Source organism: Pseudonocardia sediminis, from assembly GCF_004217185.1.
GTDB lineage: Bacteria > Actinomycetota > Actinomycetes > Mycobacteriales > Pseudonocardiaceae > Pseudonocardia > Pseudonocardia sediminis.
The window spans coordinates 2,683,632-2,701,710 of record NZ_SHKL01000001.1 but is presented as its reverse complement, the minus strand read 5'-3'; the positions used below and the strand labels follow the sequence as shown (position 1 = coordinate 2,701,710).

19 protein-coding genes are annotated in these 18,079 nt (G+C 70.9%); 8 read left to right on the top strand and 11 right to left on the bottom strand.

From position 1 onward, the window contains the following. Position 1: 1 nt before the first annotated feature. The 6 genes from EV383_RS12610 to EV383_RS12585 are packed head-to-tail and all read right to left on the bottom strand — an operon-like array spanning position 2 to position 5,186. Entirely contained in the window at positions 2–1,819 is a 1,818-nt protein-coding gene (locus EV383_RS12610) for a proton-conducting transporter transmembrane domain-containing protein (protein WP_130290091.1), read from the bottom strand. A gap of 3 nt (positions 1,820–1,822) precedes the next feature. Further along, complete coding sequence (gene nuoK, locus EV383_RS12605; protein WP_130290090.1) at positions 1,823–2,125, bottom strand: NADH-quinone oxidoreductase subunit NuoK; 303 nt, start codon at positions 2,123–2,125, stop codon at positions 1,823–1,825. After that, positions 2,122–2,697 (bottom strand): NADH-quinone oxidoreductase subunit J, encoded by a 576-nt coding sequence (locus tag EV383_RS12600; RefSeq protein ID WP_130290089.1) that lies wholly within the window; start codon positions 2,695–2,697, stop codon positions 2,122–2,124. Before EV383_RS12600 ends, nuoK begins: the two co-directional genes overlap by 4 nt. A 1-nt stretch (position 2,698) precedes the next feature. Continuing rightward, on the bottom strand, positions 2,699–3,625 hold the full coding sequence (locus EV383_RS12595; protein ID WP_130290088.1) for a complex I subunit 1 family protein: 927 nt from the start codon (positions 3,623–3,625) through the stop codon (positions 2,699–2,701). Further along, positions 3,622–4,845 carry a hypothetical protein gene (locus EV383_RS12590; RefSeq protein ID WP_207223502.1) on the bottom strand — a complete coding sequence of 408 codons (1,224 nt, stop codon included), beginning with the start codon at positions 4,843–4,845 and terminating at the stop codon, positions 3,622–3,624. The genes EV383_RS12595 and EV383_RS12590 overlap by 4 nt, the downstream gene beginning before the upstream one ends. Next, positions 4,836–5,186 (bottom strand): NADH-quinone oxidoreductase subunit A, encoded by a 351-nt coding sequence (locus tag EV383_RS12585; protein WP_130294329.1) that lies wholly within the window; start codon positions 5,184–5,186, stop codon positions 4,836–4,838. The genes EV383_RS12590 and EV383_RS12585 overlap by 10 nt, the downstream gene beginning before the upstream one ends. A gap of 359 nt (positions 5,187–5,545) precedes the next feature. Between EV383_RS12585 and EV383_RS12580 the strand changes: the two genes are divergently transcribed. The 4 genes from EV383_RS12580 to EV383_RS12565 all read left to right on the top strand — a co-directional run bounded on the left by EV383_RS12580 (position 5,546) and on the right by EV383_RS12565 (position 9,506). Further along, positions 5,546–5,827: a metal-sensitive transcriptional regulator gene (locus tag EV383_RS12580; RefSeq protein ID WP_130290087.1), complete on the top strand. Its 282-nt coding sequence runs from the start codon at positions 5,546–5,548 to the stop codon at positions 5,825–5,827. 102 nt (positions 5,828–5,929) lie between these two features. Beyond that, positions 5,930–6,139 carry a heavy-metal-associated domain-containing protein gene (locus EV383_RS12575; protein ID WP_130290086.1) on the top strand — a complete coding sequence of 70 codons (210 nt, stop codon included), beginning with the start codon at positions 5,930–5,932 and terminating at the stop codon, positions 6,137–6,139. Between the two features lie 68 nt (positions 6,140–6,207). Further along, positions 6,208–7,206 carry a hypothetical protein gene (locus EV383_RS12570; protein ID WP_130290085.1) on the top strand — a complete coding sequence of 333 codons (999 nt, stop codon included), beginning with the start codon at positions 6,208–6,210 and terminating at the stop codon, positions 7,204–7,206. Next, entirely contained in the window at positions 7,206–9,506 is a 2,301-nt protein-coding gene (locus EV383_RS12565; RefSeq protein ID WP_130290084.1) for a heavy metal translocating P-type ATPase, read from the top strand. Before EV383_RS12570 ends, EV383_RS12565 begins: the two co-directional genes overlap by 1 nt. A 30-nt stretch (positions 9,507–9,536) precedes the next feature. On the opposite strand, the gene EV383_RS12560 is transcribed toward EV383_RS12565, so the two are convergent. Both EV383_RS12560 and EV383_RS32880 read right to left on the bottom strand, forming a co-directional pair. Further along, positions 9,537–10,364, bottom strand: a complete 828-nt coding sequence (locus EV383_RS12560; RefSeq protein ID WP_130290083.1) for an SDR family NAD(P)-dependent oxidoreductase — start codon at positions 10,362–10,364, stop codon at positions 9,537–9,539. 104 nt (positions 10,365–10,468) lie between these two features. Continuing rightward, the gene (locus EV383_RS32880) at positions 10,469–11,866 is read right to left on the bottom strand and encodes a F510_1955 family glycosylhydrolase (RefSeq protein ID WP_341273722.1); all 1,398 of its coding nucleotides are present in this window, start codon (positions 11,864–11,866) and stop codon (positions 10,469–10,471) included. A 156-nt stretch (positions 11,867–12,022) separates the two neighbouring features. Here EV383_RS32880 and EV383_RS12550 point away from each other — a divergent pair, with 156 nt between their 5' ends. From EV383_RS12550 to EV383_RS12535, 4 genes are all read left to right on the top strand, one after another. Further along, entirely contained in the window at positions 12,023–13,138 is a 1,116-nt protein-coding gene (locus EV383_RS12550; RefSeq protein WP_130290081.1) for a PLP-dependent cysteine synthase family protein, read from the top strand. Beyond that, positions 13,138–14,808 carry an MDR family MFS transporter gene (locus EV383_RS12545; RefSeq protein ID WP_130290080.1) on the top strand — a complete coding sequence of 557 codons (1,671 nt, stop codon included), beginning with the start codon at positions 13,138–13,140 and terminating at the stop codon, positions 14,806–14,808. The genes EV383_RS12550 and EV383_RS12545 overlap by 1 nt, the downstream gene beginning before the upstream one ends. 160 nt (positions 14,809–14,968) lie before the next feature. After that, on the top strand, positions 14,969–15,895 hold the full coding sequence (locus EV383_RS12540; RefSeq protein WP_165438328.1) for a M56 family metallopeptidase: 927 nt from the start codon (positions 14,969–14,971) through the stop codon (positions 15,893–15,895). 88 nt (positions 15,896–15,983) lie between these two features. Beyond that, positions 15,984–16,394: a BlaI/MecI/CopY family transcriptional regulator gene (locus tag EV383_RS12535; protein ID WP_207223501.1), complete on the top strand. Its 411-nt coding sequence runs from the start codon at positions 15,984–15,986 to the stop codon at positions 16,392–16,394. A 98-nt stretch (positions 16,395–16,492) separates the two neighbouring features. On the opposite strand, the gene EV383_RS12530 is transcribed toward EV383_RS12535, so the two are convergent. The 3 genes from EV383_RS12530 to EV383_RS12520 are packed head-to-tail and all read right to left on the bottom strand — an operon-like array spanning position 16,493 to position 18,039. Further along, a complete protein-coding gene (locus EV383_RS12530) occupies positions 16,493–16,927 on the bottom strand; it encodes an arsenate-mycothiol transferase ArsC (RefSeq protein WP_207223500.1) in 435 nt (144 codons plus the stop codon). Positions 16,928–16,929: 2 nt separating this feature from the next. Further along, the gene (locus EV383_RS12525; protein ID WP_130290077.1) at positions 16,930–17,352 is read right to left on the bottom strand and encodes an arsenate reductase ArsC; all 423 of its coding nucleotides are present in this window, start codon (positions 17,350–17,352) and stop codon (positions 16,930–16,932) included. A gap of 30 nt (positions 17,353–17,382) precedes the next feature. Continuing rightward, positions 17,383–18,039: an arsenate reductase ArsC gene (locus EV383_RS12520; protein ID WP_130290076.1), complete on the bottom strand. Its 657-nt coding sequence runs from the start codon at positions 18,037–18,039 to the stop codon at positions 17,383–17,385. Between the last annotated feature and the right edge of the window lie 40 nt (positions 18,040–18,079).

Genomic DNA, 18,079 nt, shown 5'->3' with positions numbered 1-18,079 from the left:
CTCACCTCACCACGATCACGAGCACGGCCAGGGCCGCGAGCAGGCCGAACCCCACCGAGGCCTGGGCGTAGTACTGGTGGACCTGCCCGGTCTGCGGTCGCCGCGCCGCCGCACCCAGTTCCCGGGCACCGCGGGCCACCGCCCGGACGGTGGCCTCGAGCCCCCCGCGCTCCGCCCGGCGATCGGTCAGCAGCGCCAGAGAGAGAACGCCGCGCGCGGCACCGGTCACCGCGCGGTCCAGACCACCGTCGGCGCGGGCGAGCGCGGCCGCGGCCACGAGCACCGGCCGGGCGAGTCCTCGCACCGCCAGCGATTCCAGGCCCAGCCACCCCGACAACGACCGCGGCGCGGCGCAGCGGTCACCGATCCGCCACGCCACCGCGACCCCGGCGACCGCGATCAGAGCAGAGGCCACGAGCTCCCCCGGGTGCGGGACGGGGTCCGGTCGCAGCGCGGGCGCGAACGCGAGCAGCCCGGCGGCCGCCGCGCCCGCCGCGAGCACGACCGTCACCAGCACCGACGGCGCGGCCACGGCCACCCTGTCGTCGCGGGCGGGTCGCCACACGAACCACAGCGCCTTTCCGCTGTAGACAGCGGCGATCCCAGCCGCCACCAGGCCGACGACGTACTGTGCCGGCGACACCGCCAGCGAGGTCGCGAGCACCGCGTCCTTCCCTATCCACAGCCCGAACGGCGCGAACCCGGCCAGCGCCAAAGCGCCGACGGTGAACGCGACACCCACCACCGGGGCCCGGCGGGCGGCGCCGCGCAGGCCACCGTCGAGGCTGCGGGTGCCCAGCCGCGCCAGCCAGATGCCGGCCACGAGGAACAGCAGGCTCTTCGCCGCGGCGTGCGCGACGGTCTGCAGCAGGCCGGCGCCGACAGCGGCGTTGCCCGCGGCGACGACGATGAAGCCGATCTGCGAGCAGGTCGATGCGGCGAGCAGCTGCTTGAGGTCGGTCTGGGCGGCCGCGACCAGACCGAGCAGCACCGCGGTGCCGAGCCCGATCCACGTCACGACCGGCCCGGCCCATCCGGTCGCGGCCAGTGCCGGGGACACCCGCAGCAGCAGGTAGGCGCCGGCGGCGACCATCGTCGCCGAGTGCAGCAGGGCCGAGACCGGGCTGGGACCGCGCATCGCGCCCGAGAGCCAGAAGCTGAACGGCAGCTGCGCCGACTTGCCCAGCGCGGCGAGCACCAGGCCACCCACCGCCACGTGCAGCCATCCGCCCTCGGTCCCGGTGAGATCGGCCAGCTCCAGGCCGCCGATGCCGCCGATGCCGCCGATGCCGCCGATGCCGCCGGCGAGCATCGCACCAGCGGCCACGTAGATGCCCAGATCGGCCGTACGGGTGGTCAGGAATGCGACGGCCCCGGCCCGCGCGGCCGCACGGTCGGCGCTGCGGTAACCGATCAGCGCCCAGCTCGTGGCGCCCATGATCTCCCAGGCGATCAGCAGCGGCGGCACCGTCGTCGCGGTGACGGTGCCCAGCATCGCCGCGGCGAAGAGCAGCATCAGGCCCTGGAAACGACCGGTGCGCAGCTCGCCCTCCGCGGCCGCGACCACCAACGAGGCCGGCAGCACCGACGCGACCGTGAGAACCAGGACCGCGGACAGGTCGTCGACGGCGAGACCGGCCCGGATCCCCGCCAGCAGCGGCAGATCGAGCGAGGGCCGGGTGAGGGCTGCGGCGACGGCCAGCGCGAGCACCGCCACCGCCGTGCCGATCCCGACCGCTGCCGCACCACGGGCCGGGCGCAGGACCAGCAGCAGCGCCCCGGCCACCGCGGGAACCCCGATCAGCACGGCGATCAGCACCGATCAGCCCTCCAGCTCGGCGGCGGAGTCGGTCATGTCGATCTGCTTGGCCCGGTAGATCGCCGTCACCACGGCGAAGCCCATCGCCATCTCGACGGCCATCGCGGTCACCACGGCGACCACGATCACCTGGCCGTCGGGCGCCGGAGCGAGGAAGAACCAGAACGCGGCCGCGGCCAGGATGATCCCGTTGATCATCAGCTCCAGCCCCATCATCAGCATCACGACCGACTGCTGGGTGAGCGCGCCGAACAGCCCGATCGCGAACAACGCCGCGGCGACGAGCAGGAACGCCTCCAGGATCACCGCCCGACACCCCCTCCCGCCGGGTCGTCGGCGCGCTCGGCGTCGAGGTCGTCGCCGAGACGGTCGTAGCGGCCGCGGTCGGTGGCCAGCACCACGGTCGCGACGATCGTCGCGAACAGGGTCACCCCGAGCACCATCATCGTGAGCATGTGGCCGCCCATCAGGGCCTCACCGAGGGCGACGGTCGCATCCGCGGGCGGCGCGGCGCGCCGCTGCGGCCAGTCGACCCCGACGATCCCCGCGGCCAGACCGGCAAACACCAGTCCGGAGATCACAGTGGCCCCTCGGGTGTTGTGGAACATCGACATCGGCATCAAGCCGGCCGGGTTCATCATGAACATGATCATGAAAACGGCCATGATCACCATCTCGATGATCATCATGAGAACGATGACGACGCCGAGATAGGCCAGGCCGGTCATCAGCACCAGGGTGGCGACGGCGAGAAACGAGACCAGCAGGGCGAACGTCGCACGCGCCATCGAGTCCACGACGAACACCAGGACGCCGGACACGATCGCGAGCAGCCCGAGCACCGCGAACACGGCGAGCTGGACGGGGTCGACGGCCATCTCACACCCCTCCCCGGGCGAGCACGACCAGGGCCACGACCAGCGCCTGCACGATCGTCAGCGGCAGCAGGACCACCCAGGAGATCTCGGTCCAGCGGTCCATCCGGATCGTCGGCGACCGGTGCCGCAGCCACACCAGCAGCGCGAGAACGGCCACGGTCTTGAGCACGACCCACGTCCAGGCCGGCAACCACGGGCCGTGGCCTCCGCCGAGGAACAGCGGCACCGCCATCGCGGCGGCGGCGACCAGCAGCAGCCGGCGCCCGCCCTCGAACAGCAGCCGCTCGACACCGGAGAGCTCCGAGGCCGCGCCGCCCGCGACGTCCCGGGCGACCGGGGCGTCGAACGGCCCCCAGAACGACATCGCGGCCGCGCTGAGAACGTAGGCGGCGAACGCCGCCGGCATCAGCACCACGAACCACAACCCGGCCTGGGCGTCGACGATGTCGGTCAGGCGCAGGCTCCCGGCCGCGAGAGCGGCGGTGATGATGGCGAACATGTGCGGGAGCTCGTAGGACAACCCCTGTGCCACGAATCGGTATCCACCCACCAACGACAGCGCACCGTTCGGGCCCCACCCGACCAGCCAGACCGCGGCCCAGGCGACGACCTCCATCGCGTTGAACCACACGACACCCACCGACAGGTCGGCGACCGGACGCTGCCCCAGCGGCACCACGGCCGCCGCCAGCACCGCCCCCAGGATCAGCGAGACGGTGCCTGCCCAGCGCAGCAGACCGTCCGCGGCGAGCGTGACCCGACGCTGCCCGACCAGGAGCCGGGCCGACTCCCGCACCGGTGCCATCGCTGCCGCCCCCAGCCGCACCGGACGCGACGCGGCCCGCGCACCCAGCACGGTGTCGAGAGCGGAGACGAACCAGACCGCCACCGCCATCAGCAGCGGCAGCGACAGGACCTCGACGATCATCGGTCCACCCCCGCCCGGCGGCTTCCCGAAGGACCGGCGTCTGCCGCCCGGCTGTCCACATCCGGGTCGAGTGCAGCGATCAGAAGGCGCGCACCGGCCAGCTCGACGCCGCTCAGATGGCGGCCGAGGTCCGCGACGTCGACCTCGGTCACGTCGTCGATCGGGGCGCGACCGGCGAGGTGGGCCTCGATCCGGTCCAGACGCCGCTCCAGCAGCCCGGCGACATCACTGCCGTCCGCGGTCTCGATGCGGCACAGCATCAGCCGTAGCGCCCGCGACCGCCGGACCCGGCGTGACCAACGCTCGGCTTGTCCGCGAAGTGAGCCGGACGGCCCCCCGTCCTCGAGCCGGTCCCGCAGATGCCGTGCCGTCCCGGCAGGGCCGTCCCAGCCGGCGACCCCGAGCAGGCGGGCGACCACGTCGAGGTCTCGGACGACCGCGTCCTGCAGATCACCGGGACCAGCAGCCATGGTGTGGCCCCGGTCGAGTACACGGGCATCGGCCCGGGTGATCACGTCGCCCTGCATGGCGACCTCGACGATCAACCCGGCGGGCCACTCCGGCAGGACCGGGCCGAGGGGGAAATGGAGGACGTCGAGGGTCAGGCCGTCGCGATCCTCGGCGAGGTCGGCCATCGACAGCCCACCCGGAAGCTCCATCCCGCCGTGATGATGGTGCCCTTCGTGGCTGCCGTGATCGGTATGACCGTCGCTCTCCGCGGCGCTTGCGTGGCCGGGCTCCTGCTCGGCGGCGTGCCCGGCGTGCTCGGACCCCGACGAGCCGTGCCCGGAGGGCGAGTCGTGGTCGTACTCCGCGCCGTCAGCGCCGGCCCACCGCGGTGTCCCCGTATCGGGCGGGAGGCTCGTCAGCTCGGTCGCAGCCACTGTACGGGCTTCGGAACGTGCCCTCGACGGGTCGGCCAGGGCAGCGATCACCGAGTCGAGCACACGCGCCAGGTCGGGCTCGGTGTCGATCTCGATCCGGACGCGTGGTGCGGGTATCCGCGTCCAGACGGCGTCGATGACAGCGGCCAGCCCGGGGCCCGGACGTCCGGCGACCAGCAGGACGTCGGCGTCGGCCGGGCTCGTCGCCTCGGCCCACCCGCGGCGGGCCAGTTCCCGCTCGGCGGACCTGCGTACCCGCGCGTGGCCGGGCACCGGTACGAGCAGCACGTGCGGCGAGCCGGCGGCGAGCCTCAGCAGCACGGCGGTCAGGTCCATCTCAGCGCGCCTTCGCGCCAGGCGTAGACGACGCCGGCCAGCAGGATCGCCAGGAACAGGAACATCTCCACCACCGCAGAAGGCCCCATCGTGGCCACGACCACCGTCCACGGGTACATGAAGATCATCTCCATGTCGAAGGCAAGAAAGATCATCGTGACGGCGTACCAGCGGACATGGAACCGCGACACCGCGTGCTCGACCGGCGGCCGACCTCCGAGATGAGGAAACAGATCAACGACCGTCGGACCCACGGCCAGGAGGCGGGCGGCCCCGACGAGCGCTGCCACCCCGATCAGAACGACCGCTGCCAGCGCGATCACAGGAGCAAAAGCCTGCACCACTCACCTCCTGGTCAGCCATAGGGCTGCCGTGCAGTACCCCCGCAGCGCATCACGCGCGGAACGGGCACGGCGCAGCAGTGATACCCCTTGTTGATGTACAGCCTTATACCCCCTGAGGGTATTTGGCAACTGGGAGGACCCTTGTCTCGCCTCGACCGGCTCCCCCGGACGTAGGACACCTGCCCTGCCCTCCGCGCTTGAGCCCCGCGAGATGGTCTCGACGATCACCACCCCTCAACGTGCTCACCGGGGGACGTTCGGCCTGGTGAGCGGGCTCTCAACCCCCGTGTCGCCGGCCAACTTGATGCCGATACCCCCTAAGGGTATTGTGGAGACAGGATCGAGGAGGGAACACGATGCACGGTTACGCCGACAGCAAGGAATCCCACATCAAGCGGATGCGCCGGATCGAGGGCCAGGTCCGCGGCATCACCAAGATGATCGAGTCGGACAAGTACTGCATCGACATCCTGACCCAGGTCTCCGCGGTCAACAAGGCGCTCGAGGCCGTCGCGCTGGGCCTGCTCGACGAGCACCTCAAGCACTGCGTGACCGACGCGGTCACCGAGGGCGGCCAGATCGCCGACCAGAAGATCGAGGAGGCGAGCGCGGCCATCGCGCGTCTGGTCCGTTCCTGACGGTCCTACGCCGACCACGTCCCCGGGCGACGACACCTCTGCCGTCGCCCGCCCGATCCTGCCCACCCGACGGATCAGGACCCACCAGGAAGGAACAGCACCATGAGCACCGCCACCTACACCGTCACCGGCATGACCTGCGGGCACTGCGTCAGCTCGGTCACCGAGGAGGTCACCGAGATCTCCGGGGTGACCGACGTGGCCGTGGACCTGCCCACCGGTGCGGTCACCGTGACCAGCGACGGTGAGATCTCCGACGACGCTGTGCACGCCGCGGTCCGTGAAGCCGGCTACGAGGTAACCGGCTCGTAGAAGAGCCCGATCAGCCCGGCTACCGCCCGCACCCGCGGACGCGCCGGGCACGACACGAGGAGTCGAGGATGAACACTGCCATGCGACTCTCCGCCTACGGCGCGGCCGTCGTCCTGCTCGGTGCAGGCGCGTACGGAACCGGGTCCGCTGTCGATGCCCCCACCACACACCTGCAGCCGACCGCCCAGAGCGGTCCTGCCGGTCACGGGGGATCCCACAGCGGCGCCGTCGCGGAGGTCGGGGCGCCCGAGCCCGGGGGCCCTGCCAGCAACACCACTCAGCCCGCCGGGCTGGCGTCCACCGAAGCCGGTTACACGTTCGTACCGGCCACGACGACGCTGACCCCGGGAAAGCCCACCGAGCTCGCCTTCCGCATCACCGGCCCGGACTCCAAGCCGGTCACCGCCTTCGACGTCGAGCATGAGAAGCGGATGCACCTGATCCTGGTCCGCAGCGACACGGCGGACTTCCAGCACCTGCATCCCGTGATGTCCGCCGACGGGACCTGGCGGGTGCCGGTCACCCTCGGTGGCGGCGGGACCTACCGGGCCTTCGCCGACTTCACCCCCAGCGGTGGCGAGGCCACCACACTGCGGACCGACCTGTTCGCCCCCGGGGCGTTCACACCCGTGGCCCCCGAGCCCAACCGCATCGCTACCGCCCCCGGCGGCTATCAGGTCTGGCTCGAGGGAGACCTCAAGCCCGGCCAGGCCGGCGAGCTGACCCTGTCCGTCGCCCGCAACGGCCGCCCGGTCACCGACCTGCAGCCCTACCTCGGCGCCTACGGGCACCTGGTGGCACTGCGCGGCGGCGACCTGGGGTACCTACACGTCCACCCCGAGGGCACCCCGGGCGACGGCGCCACGACCGCCGGCCCGCAGATCCGCTTCGCCGCGGAGGTGCCCTCCGCAGGGACCTACCGGCTGTTCCTGGACTTCCAGCACGGCTCGCAGGTGCGGACCGTGCAGTTCACGGTCCCGACCACCGGAGCTGTCGCCGCGGCGGCACCCGTCGCCTCGGCCCCTTCGGCCGAGGCCGGACACGCTCACGGCGAGGGAGGCCACTGATGACCACGACACTGCCCCCATCCGGCAGCGATGTTGACGAGATCGAGCTCGCCATCGGCGGGATGACCTGCGCCTCCTGCGCGAACCGGGTCGAGCGCAAGCTCAACAACCTCGACGGGGTCACCGCGACGGTCAACTACGCGACCGAGAAGGCCAAGGTGAGCGCGACCGGCCCGATCGCGACCGAGCAGCTCGTCGCCGCCGTGGAGTCCGCGGGCTACACGGCGACTCTGCCCACCGCCCCATCCGACGCGGCCGACGACACCCGAGGTGAGCAGGAGGAGAACGAGGGCTCCGGGGCGCTTCGCGCGCTGCGGCAGCGGCTGGTGGTCTCAGCGGTCCTCGCCGCACCCGTCATCGCGTTGGCGATGATCCCGCCGCTGCAGTTCACCTACTGGCAGTGGCTCTCACTGGTGCTCACCGCACCGGTGTGGGCCTGGGGCGGGGCGGCGTTCCACCGCGCCACGTGGGCCAACCTGCGCCACGGTGCCGCAACGATGGACACGCTCATCTCGATGGGCACCACCGCGGCGATGATCTGGTCGGCCTACGCCCTGTTCCTTGGCACCGCCGGCACGCCCGGGATGACGCATGCGTTCGAACTCTCGGTCTCGCCCACCGACGGGGCCGGCAACATCTACCTCGAAGTCGTCGCCGGAGTGATCACCTTCGTGCTCGCCGGCCGCTACTTCGAGATGCGCTCCAAGCGCCGGGCCGGCGCCGCACTACGCGCCCTGCTCGAACTGGGCGCGAAGGACGTCACCGTCGTGCGCGAGGAGAACGGACGCCCCGTCGAGAAGCGGATCCCGACCTCCGAGCTCGCCACCGGAGACAGGTTCGTCGTCAAACCCGGCGAGAAGATCGCCACCGACGGCGACGTCGTCGAGGGCCGCTCCGCAGTCGATGCCTCGATGCTCACCGGGGAGTCGGTCCCGGTCGAGGTACAGGTCGGCGACAGCGTCGTCGGCGCCACCGTCAACGCCGGCGGCCGCCTGGTCGTGGCGGCGACCCGCATCGGCTCCGACACCCAGCTCGCCCAGATGGCGAGACTGGTCGAGGACGCCCAGAACGGCAAGGCCGCCGTTCAGCGCCTCGCCGACCGGATCTCCGGCGTCTTCGTCCCGATCGTCATCGCGATCGCCGCGGTGACCCTGGGTTTCTGGCTGGGCACCGGTGTCGGTGCGACGGCCGCGTTCACCGCCACCGTCGCGGTGCTGATCATCGCCTGCCCCTGCGCGCTGGGACTGGCCACCCCGACCGCGCTACTGGTCGGGACCGGGCGCGGCGCCCAGATGGGCATCCTGATCAAGGGCCCGGAAGTCCTGGAGTCGACCCGCCGGATCGACACCGTCGTGCTGGACAAGACCGGAACCGTCACCACCGGGAAGATGTCACTCACCGACGTCCACCTTGCCGACGGTGTGGACGAGCGGACCGCGCTGCAGCTGGCCGGGGCGTTGGAGAAGGCCTCCGAGCACCCGATCGCCGCAGCGATCGCGGCCGGTGCCACCGAACGCGCCGGGGAGCTCCCCGGCGTCGAGGATTTCACCAACCACGAGGGCCTCGGCGTCCAGGGGATGGTCGATGGTCACGCGGTGCTCGTCGGACGTCCCCGGCTGCTCGAGCAGTGGTCGGTGCCGCTCACCGGGGTGCTGGCCGACGCTGTCGAGATCGAGGCGGCTCAGGGCCGCACCGCGGTAGCGGTGGCGTGGGACGGGCAGGCCCGCGCGGTGCTCGTCGTCGCCGACACGATCAAGGACACCTCCGCCGAGGCGATCGAGCAGTTCCGTCTGCTCGGACTCACCCCGGTCCTGCTCACCGGTGACAACCGCGCCGTGGCCGAGTCGGTCGCAGCGCAGGTCGGGATCGCCGTCGGACCCGACACAGTCATCGCCGACGTCATGCCGGCCGACAAGCTCGCCGTGATCGAACGCCTCCAGGGTGAGGGCAAGGTCGTGGCCATGGTCGGCGACGGCGTTAACGACGCCGCAGCACTGGCCCGGGCTGACCTCGGCCTGGCCATGGGCACCGGCACCGACGTGGCCATCGAGGCCTCCGACATCACGCTGGTCCGCGGTGATCTGCGAGCTGCGGCCGACGCCGTCCGGCTCTCCCGCACGACGCTCAGGACAATCAAGACCAACCTGTTCTGGGCGTTCGGCTACAACACCGCGGCGATCCCGCTGGCCGCGTTCGGGCTGCTCAACCCGATGATCGCCGGAGCGGCGATGGCGTTCAGCTCGGTGTTCGTCGTCGGGAACAGCCTGCGGCTGCGCCGGTTCACCGGCCAGGTGAGGTAGCGGACGTTCTCGATGGGCGGATCGATCGGATCACCGATCGATCCGCCCATCGGCATCGGAGGCCATGTGTCCGGCCGTAACCGGCCGATCGGGCAGTCGGGCGCATCGCTCACGGCCCCGCCCGGCCGCGGTCGCAGTCAGCCGCAGCGCCGAGCGCGGCGACTCCAGGAACGACACCAGCCCGCGGTAGAGCCACCCCGGCGTCGATAGCGTCCGCCCCTTGTCCAGATCGGTCATCGAGGAGCGAACGACCTGCTCCGGGGTGAGCCACAGCGGCGAGCGCCCGGTCCCGCCGGTCGCATCGCTGCGGATCCGACCGGCGCAGACCGCCAGCATCCGGACCCCGGTGCCCGACAACGACGCGGCGACGGTGTCGGTGAACGTGAGCACCCACGCCTTGCTGGCGCCGTAGGCGCAGCCGCCCGGCGGCAGGTAGCCGGCGAAGCTGGCCACGTTGATGACGGCTCCGCGCCCCCGCGCGGTCATGCCCGGCAGGACCGCCCGGGTCAGGCACATCAGGGCGACGATGTTGAGGTCGATCTCGTAGAGCAGCGACTCCAGCGGGGCGGTCCCGAACACCTCCGGGCACTCGGTGCCGGCGTTGTTCACCAGGAGCTCGACCGGGCGGTCCGGGTCGGTGAGGCGCAGCTCGACCAGGGCCCGCTCCCGCGGGTCGGTGAGATCGGCCGCGATCGTCTCGACGATCACTCCGCTCCGGCGGCCGATCCGCTCGGCGACGACATCGAGACGCGTTCGGTCACGAGCGACGAGCACCAGGTCGAACCCTCGCTCGGAGAGGTGGTGCGCGTACGCGGCGCCGAGACCCAGGGTTCCCCCGGTGATGACTGCTGTGGGCATGCCTGCACGGTATGTCTGCTTGCCTGTGAAACTACTGAGTAAGTCCGTAGATGCTGCGGTCTCGCCGAGACGGTGCCGCCGGGCCCGGCAGGACGAGGTGATCGTCAGGCGAGGGGGACGACGGATCGGCCGGCATCCTGGGAACGGAACAGACCACCCGCGGTGGCGATCAGGAGGTCGGTACTGGCTGCCGGATCCGGGATCGCAGTGAGCGCCTGAGGGCGGCCACCGGGGGCGGTGCCCCGTTGCTCCCAGCTCAGCCCGCGGTCGGTGCTGGCGAACAATGCCCCGTCGAGTCCGATGCCGTACACGACCCCGTCCGGTGCCCAGGACAGGTAGGCGAGCTGGGGGCCGGTGGGGGCGTTGAAGGTGCGGCCGCCGTCCAGACTGCTTGCCACACCCCCGGGCACGGTCGCCAGCACCGTGGCCGGGTTCGAGGGCTCGGCGGTGATGTCGAGCGCCAGCAGCTCGCTCCGCGACGACCAGCTGCGGCCGCCGTCGGAGCTGGCTCGCAGCACACGGTTGGTGGCGTCGTAGCCGTAGACGACTCCACCGCGGACCTCGAGCGCATGGAAGTCGACCTCCCCCGTCAGACCGAGGGGAGACCAGGTGGCGCCGGCATCTGCACTCTGGACGACGCCCAGGGGGTTCGGAGCCTGCTCGCCGGGCCCGGGATGTCCGCTCGACAGGAACGATTTCGGGCCGGTGATGGTGAACCCCATCAGGTCCCGACCGGAGGTCCCGACACGGCTGAGTGGACCGCCCGCAGCGCGGAACAGCCCGTCGTGGGTGGCCACATACACGGTGCCATCGGCGGGGTCGGCTCCCATGCCGTGGACGTGATCGAACTGCGGCGCGTCGGACCCGTCGCCCGCCGACCCCTGGGGGCCGGAGGGCGCATCCGACTGGTCGGGGGGCGCGGCACCACACGCCACGAGTCCTAGGGCCGTTGCGGCGACGACCGCAGCGACGAGGGTGCGTTCCCAGGGTCGGCGATCGCGCCCCGAGCGGATCACCTGCAACGCTCCGTGCTGGTCATCAGGACGCGTCTCCCTCGCATCGGCGATCTTCGGATCACGATGGTAGCCATCTACGGACCTGGACCGTAGACGGGTCTTCGGCGGCCGTGACTGGCTGATACGGTCCAGCGACTGTGAGCAGGATGTGGTCAGAGCTGCCGTCGTGGTCGACGCCGCGACGTCGTCTCTTCGGGGCGACTCTGCTCGTCCTGGTGGCTGCGCTGTTCCAGATGAGCTGCGGAGCGGGCGGGGAGCTGCATCCCCACACGACCGCCGCCGCCTCCGCAATCTCGCACGACCATGGTGGCGACAGCGGCCCGTCCTGTCATCAGAGCGACCAGGCGGCCAAGTCGCTGTCTGCCTCACGTTCTGCCGACCGCGCCCAGCCGGTACCCGATCTCCTCGGATCTCCGGTGACGTTTCACGACGCCGGGTACAGCCCGAACCTCTGGCCGGGATCGGTCCGAGCCGCGGCGGATCCATCACCGAGCCGGCCGTTGGCGGGCCGGGACCTTCTCAGAGAGACCTCGATCTTCCGGACGTGAGGGGCGAGGCGGCACGCAGCACGTGTCGCCGTGCGACAACCGCCCTCGCTCCCCCAAGCGTGCCTCGACGGCGCGCACGTCACGGAAGATCCTCATGAGCTCTGCGACAGTTCTGCCCCTGCCGACCGGGTCCACACCCAACCCACACCGATCACCCCGTCTCAGCGAGGTGGTCGGAAACACCCCGATCGTCTGGATCGACGAGCCCTTCGCACCGGCAGGGAGGGGGTTCTGGGCCAAGCTCGAGGGCTCGAACCCCGGCGGCATCAAGGATCGGCCGGCCCTGCACATGGTGCGCCGCGCCCGCGAGCGCGGTGACCTTCTCCCCGGGTGCCGGATCGTCGAGTCGACCAGCGGCACGCTCGGGCTCGGTCTCGCTCTGGCCGGGATCGCACACGGGCACCCGGTGACGCTGGTCAGCGACCCGGGCATGGAACCGTTGATGTTCCGGCTGCTGCGCGCCTACGGCGCTCAGGTCGAGACCGTGCCCCGCCCCGCGCTCTCGGGCGGCTGGCAGCAGGCGCGCCGTGACCGGGTGAGCGAACTGCTCGGTGCCGAACCCGGATCCTGGTGCCCGGATCAGTACAACAACCCGGACAACGTCGAGGCGTATCGGCCCTTGGCCGCCGAGCTGCGCCACCAGCTCGGCGAGATCGACGTCCTCGTCTGCTCCGTCGGGACCGGTGGACACTCGGCGGGGATCGCACGCAGCCTGCGTCACCACAGCCCGCACCTGCGGGTCGTCGGCGTCGACACGGTCGGTTCGACGATCTTCGGCCAGACCGCGGGCCCCCGGCTGATGCGCGGGCTCGGGTCGAGCATCTACCCGCGCAACGTCGACTACCCCACCTTCGACGAGATCCACTGGGTCGCCCCGGCCGAAGCGGTGTGGGCCTGCCGGGCGATGGCCGCGGCGACCTACGCCAGCGGCGGATGGAGCGTCGGCGCGGTCGGGCTGGTGGCCGGGTGGCTGGCGCGGTCGATGCCGGCCGGGACTCGGATCGCCGCAGTGTTCCCGGACGGGCCGCAGCGCTACTTCGACACCGTCTACAACGACGACTTCTGCCACGAACACAACCTGCTCGAGGCGCCACCGAGCACTGAGCCCGACGAGCTCGCCCACCCCATGGAGCGCGACGTCACCAGATGGGCCCGCTGCACGACCGTCCTCGACCCCCGAGGCGGCCACCACCACGGGGTGAGCCGCTGATGCGGATCCTGCGCCGGTACCGGTCCTTTCCGCGATCGGTCCAGCTGCTGCTGCTCAACCAGCTGACGATCAACCTCGGCTTCTACATGCTGATCCCCTACCTGGCAGATCACCTGTCCCAGGGACTCGGCCTGTCGATCCTGCTGGTCGGGCTGATCCTGGGGGTGCGCAACTTCTCCCAGCAGGGGATGTTCCTGATCGGCGGCAGCCTCGCCGACCGCTTCGGCTACAAACCGATGATCGTCGCCGGGTGCACCTTGCGCACAGGAGGGTTCGCACTGCTCGGGCTCGTCGACAACGTCCCGACGCTGATCATCGCCTCCGCCGCGACCGGATTCGCCGGCGCCCTGTTCAACCCGGCCGTGCGCGCCTACCTGGCGCGCGACTCCGGGGACCGTCGCGTCGAGGCGTTCGCCTTGTTCAGCGTCTTCTACCAGACCGGGATCCTGATCGGCCCTCTCATCGGGCTCGCCTTGACCGGGATCGACTTCTCGGTCACCTGCCTGGTCGCCGCCGGCGTCTTCGCCGTACTCACAGTGCTCCAGGTCCGCGCCCTGCCACCGGCACGGGGAAATGAGCCGCCGTCCGGATCCGAGACCGGCGGGGTACTCGCACAGTGGCGTGGCATCGCCGCCAATCGAGGGTTCCTGCTGTTCTCCATCGCCATGATCGGCTCCTACGTCCTGTCCTACCAGGTGTATCTGGCACTGCCGCTGCAGGCGCGGACGCTGGTCAGCACCGGTACGGGCTCGACCGTGGTGGTGGCCGCGGTGTTCGCGGTCTCCGGCGGGGTCACGATCGCCGCCCAGATGAAGGTGACCGCCTGGTGCCGGGCGCGCTGGGGCCCGGGCCTTTCGCTGGGCAGGGGGCTCGCCGTGCTCGCCGCGGCGTTCGTGCCTCTGCTGCTCGCCGAGCTGTTGTCATGGGGGTTCCCGGCTCTCGCCGGAACCGTCGCCGGCACGACGATTGGGGTCGGCGCGCTACTGACGGCCGCGGCGATCCTGGCCCTGGGCACCGCAGTCGTCTTCCCCTTCGAGATGGACACGATCGTGGCCCTTTCCCGAGACAGGCTGGTCGCCACCCACTACGGCTTCTACAACACCATCTGCGGGATCGGGATCCTGCTCGGCAACCTCGGGACCGGCTGGGCGATGGACATCGCACGCTCCGCGGGGTTCGCTCCGGCCCCGTGGGCCGTCCTGATCACGATCGGACTCCTCTCTGCCGCGGCGCTCACGGCCCTGCACCGGCGTGGGCTACTCACAGTCACGACGTTGGCCTCGGCCGCCGAGACCAGCGCGACGACCCCGGCAGACTCGGTCTCCGCGGCCGTCGACGACTATCCGACCGCTCCCATCACCCGCTACCGGTCATCCTTCGAGCCCCACTCCCGCAATGAACCCCCCACCGAGCCGATCCGGCTCGTGCCGGCCGCGCCCGTGCAACGGCCTGCACATCACCTTCGGATGAGTGCCGCTCGAGGCGCCGAGCGGCCGTTCCCGCCGGGACGCGAAGGACTGCCTGAGGCTCCCACCGCCACGGGGCCCGGGGCCCGTTCCGATCCCCGCACTCCTGATGGCCATCCGCGACCACTCCCGGACAGCGCCTTCGTACTGCCAGGGACGGCGCCGCGGGGAGGGCCCGAGCGCCGGTCGTCAAGGCGCCGGTGAACGAACGCCCCGCACGTCGGCGAGCAGCTCTGCACACGCCTGCCCAACCGCCGCAGTGGCGCCTACCCTGCGCGAGACGCCGCGGCCGCGCGACAGGGCCCTGTGCGTCGTCCTCCAGAGCAGCAGTCCAGGAAGAGGCACCGTCGTGATCACAGCGTTAGTGCTGGTCGTCGGCGTGGTCACCACGGGCGTGGCGATGCCGGCCGTACTGTCGACACTGAGCAGGACATCGCTCAGCCCGGCGGCGCACCTGTGTATGTGGTGGTCGGCCATCGCCAGCACCGGGCTGAGCGCCGTGGCCGCGCTCCTCGTGTTGCTGCTCCCCGGTCACGGCGGTCTCGCCGCGGCCGAATGGCTTCTCGCCAGCTGCTGGGCCGCATTGCGCTCCGGGCCCCTGCATCTCGACGGAGCCGCAGCGTTCGCAGTAACAGCGCTTCTCGCCGTCGCCGCGGTCAGGGCCACGACCCGCATCGGACGCAGCCTCGCGACGGTGCGCAACCGATCCAGAACGCTGCTCACGATGCTCGGCCCCATCGGCGAGTGGGAGCAAGGGGTCCTCTGGATCGACCACTCCGACGCCCTGGCGTTCAGCCTCGGCGGCCGGGCACAGGCGGTAGTGGCCAGCACCGGCCTCCGCCGGCGTCTCGGGGCCTCCGAGATACAGGCCGTCCTGGACCACGAGCGATCACACCTGGTCGGCCGCCACCACGTCCAGGTCCTGATCGCCGAGGCCCTTGCGCGCGCACTCCCCGTGCTGCCCCTGTTCCGGCGAGCACCACAGGCCATCCGCCACCTCGTCGAGCTCGCCGCAGACGAGCGAGCCGCGCGATACAACGACCGGACAGTTCTTCGTCGCGCCCTGCTCGGCATCGCATCAGGAGGGCACTCAGAGGTGCCTCCCGGAGCCCTGGGCGCCGCAGGAACATCTGTGGAGCACCGATTGCGTCGCCTGACCCACGACCAGCGGCAACACTCGCGGGAACGTCAGATCGGAGAGTGCACGCTCGCCATAGTCACCGGCACCATGCTCCCGCTTCTCGCCGGCTCAGCCGCTGCCCTGCTGCTGTTCCTCGTCTCGTGCGCGTGACGGCAACTGTCCGCCAGTGCGACGTCGGTAGTCTTCATCTCCCAACACAGATGAGTGGCGTCCATCCACCCGACAGCCGAGGAGACAGGTGCGACAGCTCGGGGCACTCGAAGCCGAGGTGATGGGCCAGCTCTGGTCTGCAGACCGCTCACACACCGTCCGCGAGGTTCTGGACGGTCTGCGCATCAGCCGCGACCTGGCATACACCACCGTGCTCTCGACGATGGGCAACCTTCTGGACAAGGGCTATCTCACCCGCGTCTCAGAAGGACGAGCGCACCGCTACGAGCCGACGCTGAGCCGGGCCGAGTACGCGGCCCGACTGATGCGCGAGGCAATGACTCACGGAGGCGACGAAGACCTCGTACTGCTGCGGTTCGTCGGCGAGCTCCCCGAGGATCAGCAGACCCGACTCAAGGACGTCTTGGACACTCCCGTCCGCGAACCCGAGCCGAACAAGGGGCACGGTCCACCGGATTCCGGGTTATCTGCGGAGTGAGCCACCGCCTGGACCCGCAGCACCTTGGTCACGCGACTTACGGGCCATCGAATGGCCTGGCTGGCTTCTCACGGCTTCACGAAAGCGAGCTGGAGGCTTCAACAGACGTCGGACCCCAGCTCTCCGATCAGCTTCGAGACACGGACGGCAATGTCGTCTCGGACCAGTCGCATGCGTTCGATCCCGTCGATGCCGCGTTCGGAGGGTTCGTCGGTGTCCCAGTTCCGCACCGTCGTCCCAGCCGGTGCGTCGACCTTCGCCTCCCGGCCAAGGGTCACGACCAGGTCGACGTCGCGGAGCAGTGCGGGGTCGATCGCCTTCGGGGACTCGCCGCTGATGTCGACTCCGACCTCGGCCAGTGACTCGGCGGACAGTGCGTTGATCGCCGTGCCCGGCTCGGTGCCGGCGGAGTGCGCGGTCACCCGCCCGTGGGCGGCGTGGCGCATGAGTCCGGCGGCCATCTGGGACTTGCCGCCGTTGCGGACGCAGACGAACAGCACCGACGGGGTGCTCGTCCCATCGGGAGCGGTCACCGTCATCGAGTCGTGCTCCCCGCGTTGGTCAGCTCCGCGAGCAGGCTCCGTACGCGGGCGTCGATGTCGTCACGGACGGCGCGGACCTCGTCGGCGGGCCGGCCGGCGGGGTCGGTGAGCTCCCAGTCGAGGTAGCGCTTGCCGGGAAAGACGGGGCAGGCGTCGCCGCAGCCCATGGTGATCACGACGTCGGCGGCGTCGACCGCGTCGGTGGTGAGCTTCTTGGGGATCTCCCGGGACAGGTCGATCCCGATCTCGTCCATGACCTGGCGGACGGCGGGGTTGATCGTCTCGGCCGGGGCCGAGCCGGCTGAGCGGACGGTGACCGCGCCGGCGGCGTGGTGGTCGAGCAGTGCGGCGGCCATCTGCGAGCGGCCGGCGTTGTGGACGCAGACGAACAGCACTTCGGGGATGGCGTCGGCCATCAGGGTTTCTCTCCTCGGTTCGTGACGTGATCAGGCAGGGGTGGCGGGGACGAGTTCGGCAACCAGTGCGCGGACCCGGCGCTCGATCTCGTCGCGGATGGGGCGGACGTCGTCGACGGTGAGAGCGTCGGGGTCGGCGATCGCCCACTCCTCGTAGCGGCGTCCGGGGAAGACCGGACAGGCGTCGCCGCAGCCCATGGTGATGACGGCATCGGCGGCCTGGACGACCTCGTCGGTCCAGGGCTTGGGGAACTCGCCGCTGATGTCGATGCCGACCTCGGCCATCGCAGCGATCGCGGCCGGGTTGACTGCGCTGCCCGGTGTCGAGCCGCCCGACCAGCCGATCGCCCGGTCTCCGGTGAGCGCGGTGAAGAACCCGAGCGCCATCTGCGAGCGGCCGGCGTTGTGGGTGCAGAGGAACAGCACGACGGGCCGGCTGTCGCTGCTTCGGCCCTCGACCTTGGCCAGGGCGCGTAGGCGCTGGCGGGCGAAGCGTTCAGCCAGCAGCGGCAGGTAGTTCAGCACGACCGCGCGCCCGGCGAACTCGTCGTAGGAGGCGTGCAGGAACCGTTCGATGGTCTCGGCGCCGAAGGTGCCGTCGAACTCGCGGGCCAAGTTGTTCGCGGCGGTGGTGAGGGCGAGGTGCTGGTCGATGGACAGGGTGTCTCGGTGCCACGTGCTGGTCATGGCGTGCCTTCTTCCTCGAAGGACAGCAGGAGGCGTGCGG

What these genes read in the sequence shown, in the direction of transcription:
- EV383_RS12600 (WP_130290089.1), bottom strand. Translation starts at nt 2,697, where the DNA reads ATGGCCGTCGACCCCGTCCAGCTCGCCGTGTTCGCGGTGCTCGGGCTG.
- EV383_RS12595 (WP_130290088.1), bottom strand. Translation starts at nt 3,625, where the DNA reads ATGATCGTCGAGGTCCTGTCGCTGCCGCTGCTGATGGCGGTGGCGGTC.
- EV383_RS12590 (WP_207223502.1), bottom strand. Translation starts at nt 4,845, where the DNA reads ATGGACCTGACCGCCGTGCTGCTGAGGCTCGCCGCCGGCTCGCCGCAC.
- EV383_RS12580 (WP_130290087.1), top strand. Translation starts at nt 5,546, where the DNA reads ATGCACGGTTACGCCGACAGCAAGGAATCCCACATCAAGCGGATGCGC.
- EV383_RS12575 (WP_130290086.1), top strand. Translation starts at nt 5,930, where the DNA reads ATGAGCACCGCCACCTACACCGTCACCGGCATGACCTGCGGGCACTGC.
- EV383_RS12570 (WP_130290085.1), top strand. Translation starts at nt 6,208, where the DNA reads ATGAACACTGCCATGCGACTCTCCGCCTACGGCGCGGCCGTCGTCCTG.
- EV383_RS12565 (WP_130290084.1), top strand. Translation starts at nt 7,206, where the DNA reads ATGACCACGACACTGCCCCCATCCGGCAGCGATGTTGACGAGATCGAG.
- EV383_RS12560 (WP_130290083.1), bottom strand. Translation starts at nt 10,364, where the DNA reads ATGCCCACAGCAGTCATCACCGGGGGAACCCTGGGTCTCGGCGCCGCG.
- EV383_RS32880 (WP_341273722.1), bottom strand. Translation starts at nt 11,866, where the DNA reads ATGGATCCGCCGCGGCTCGGACCGATCCCGGCCAGAGGTTCGGGCTGT.
- EV383_RS12550 (WP_130290081.1), top strand. Translation starts at nt 12,023, where the DNA reads ATGAGCTCTGCGACAGTTCTGCCCCTGCCGACCGGGTCCACACCCAAC.
- EV383_RS12545 (WP_130290080.1), top strand. Translation starts at nt 13,138, where the DNA reads ATGCGGATCCTGCGCCGGTACCGGTCCTTTCCGCGATCGGTCCAGCTG.
- EV383_RS12525 (WP_130290077.1), bottom strand. Translation starts at nt 17,352, where the DNA reads ATGGCCGACGCCATCCCCGAAGTGCTGTTCGTCTGCGTCCACAACGCC.
- EV383_RS12520 (WP_130290076.1), bottom strand. Translation starts at nt 18,039, where the DNA reads ATGACCAGCACGTGGCACCGAGACACCCTGTCCATCGACCAGCACCTC.